The following is a 2,462-nucleotide window of genomic DNA, read 5'->3' on the forward strand; positions in this document are numbered from 1 at the left end:
CGTTGCTCTTTCCCAAGAAGTGACTGTGGCCAACTGACTGCATAGCGGCGGGAAGACGCGGCATGTACGGGCAGCCCGGCATGCGACTTGATTGAGGGGACCAAACGTATGAATCTAAAAATGCCTTGCGCCGCCGGCGCACTTCTCGTGGGCTCAATGAACCTCGCTGCTGCCGCGGATCAAATACATCCCGGCGCCGAAACGTTGGCGTACCAGACCCCTTCGGGTTGGACATTTACAGTCTCCGCCTATGGCTGGTTGGCCGGCATCGAGGGCACCGTGGGCGCCGGTGGCCGTGTCGCCAATGTCGACGCCAGCATCGGCGATATATTGTCCAACTTCGACATTGCGGTGATGGGCCTGGCCGAGGCTCGTTACGAGCGATTCGGCGTCTTCACCGATTTCAACTATGTGCAGTTGTCGGCATCGCAGGACACACCGCTCGGCCTGCTGGCAAGCAGTGCCGATGTCACCGTGGAAAACCTGATGTGGACTCTCGCGGCCGAGTACCGGCTGCTTGAGCAGCCCAATGCCAGTATCGACGCGTTCGCCGGCTTCCGGCTGTTTTCGGTCCGTAGCGAACTCGATTTCAATCCACCTGGACTGATCGGCGGCACTGAATTGTCTGAGACCGAAACATGGGCTGATCCCATATTCGGTTTCAAGGGGCGCATCTCGGTTACCCCCCAACTCTCCCTGACGGGCTGGGGATTGGTAGGCGGCGGCGCCTCCTCGGAAATTGTGTGGGACCTGATGGGCGGCGCTGACTACCAGTTCACAGAATCCTTTTCCGCAGTTGTCGGCTATCGCGCGGCGGGCGTCGATTATGAAAATGAGGGCTTTGTCTACGATGTGGTTCAGCACGGGCCAATCCTGGGCGCAGTGCTTCGCTTTTGACGCAGACAAGGAGAATTCAGAGATGGTAGTTGCAGCATTAAATTCTAACTCCGCGCGTCGTTCGACGACCATTGCCGCGTGCATACTCGCCTTAGGTCTAATCGCGTCGCCAGCCAGCGCCCAGCAGATCGACGCCGAAGCTGACAAGGTCCTTCATTCCATGGCAAGCTACGTCGCCGGGTTGAAGGCTTTCACAGTCAACTATGATGCAGACAGCGAGGTCATCGATCTCGACGGCCAGAAACTGCAGTACAGCGCCTCGGGGTCTGTCGCGATCGAACGTCCTGGCAAGCTCAAGGTCTCCCGCAAAGGTGCCTTCGTCGAAACGGTGCTGACGTTCGATGGCAAGACCATCTCGACCTACGGCAAGAAGGCCAATGCCTACGGTCAGTTCGAAAGCCCCGGACCAACCATCGACGATGCGGTCGAAGAGGTCAGGGCAGCGAGCGGTTTCGACGCCCCAGGAGCCGACCTCTTCGCAGCAGCCCCTTATGCCTTGCTCACCGAAGATGTAACGAAGGGCGTTTATGTGGGCACTTGCCTCATTGACGGCGTGGAATGCGACCACCTCGCCTTCCGCAATCCCAGAGTCGACTGGCAGATCTGGGTTCAGAAGGGCGAGCAGCCGCTGCCCCTCAAATACGTCATTACGAGCAAATGGGTTGCTGGCGCGCCGCAATACTCGGTACGTTTCAGCGACTGGAACGTGACGCCGCAGATCGACGCGGCACAGTTCACATTCGAAGCGCCTGAAGGTGCCAAGAAGCTCGAACAGATCTTCGCCGACCAGATCGGCGAGCTTTCCGTGGAGGAAGTGCAGTGACCAGACGCCATTCCAAATTAGCCGCGATTGTCGCCGCTTTGATCGCCATGGTCCTTGCCGACAGCATCGACTCGATCACGCCGTTCGCGGGCTTTGTCGGCGAGGCGCATGCGGTCGTCGGCCGACCGGCGACGCCGGGAAGCGTCGCTGGCGTTGCAAGACGCACGACGCGACGGGTGATCCGACGGTCGACCATCTATGTCAACACGCTTCCCACGGCCTGCGCACGCGTAACCGTCAACAGCGCCACGGTGTGGAGCTGTGGAGGGACATACTACCAGCCCTATGGCGGACGATACGTGGTAGTCTACATCGATTGAAACTACAGCGGCCAGAAAGGTCCAAGCAATTTCTGTCCGCAGCAGCTGGATCCACAGCCGCAGCCCAACCGGAGCCGCATTTGGTCACGTTCAGGACGTTCTAAGGTTGTACCGTAGGTCCGATCCGGGTCAACTTCAGAATTTACGTCCGCTCTCCCCTCTTGAACGCCAGAACCTGCCAGTCTTCTGTGGATGGCTCCCGCATTGCAAGAGATAATTCGACGTTCTGGCGCGTTGGTCGGGTGCAGTCTTCTGTCCGGCCTGTTGATGCAGCCATAGGAGACTGCTGGCCCTGATGGGGTCGGCAAAACAAGGTCCCAATCTGCTTAGCAGGCTATGACGCCTCGGACTGTCCGCGGGTTGTCCCTGTTTCCGGCCTGACCGGTTTCGCCATCACATCGCTTCGCTCTCACAACCTCATG

Annotated in this window: 3 protein-coding genes; all 3 read left to right on the forward strand. The window is 59.1% G+C overall.

What is annotated here, in order from left to right; all coding sequences use genetic code 11:
• Positions 1–87: 87 nt before the first annotated feature.
• Genes AC1DUU_RS29490 through AC1DUU_RS29500 form a run of 3 tightly spaced genes read left to right on the forward strand, consistent with a single transcriptional unit; the run spans position 88 to position 2,040 of the window.
• Positions 88–897 (forward strand): hypothetical protein, encoded by an 810-nt coding sequence (locus tag AC1DUU_RS29490; RefSeq protein ID WP_476786867.1) that lies wholly within the window; start codon positions 88–90, stop codon positions 895–897.
• Between the two features lie 22 nt (positions 898–919).
• Complete coding sequence (locus tag AC1DUU_RS29495; RefSeq protein WP_476786868.1) at positions 920–1,720, forward strand: DUF2092 domain-containing protein; 801 nt, start codon at positions 920–922, stop codon at positions 1,718–1,720.
• Complete coding sequence (locus AC1DUU_RS29500; RefSeq protein WP_476786869.1) at positions 1,717–2,040, forward strand: hypothetical protein; 324 nt, start codon at positions 1,717–1,719, stop codon at positions 2,038–2,040. Before AC1DUU_RS29495 ends, AC1DUU_RS29500 begins: the two co-directional genes overlap by 4 nt.
• The last annotated feature ends 422 nt before the right edge of the window (positions 2,041–2,462 follow it).

Source organism: Aminobacter sp. P4_H6_2 (assembly GCF_056400805.1).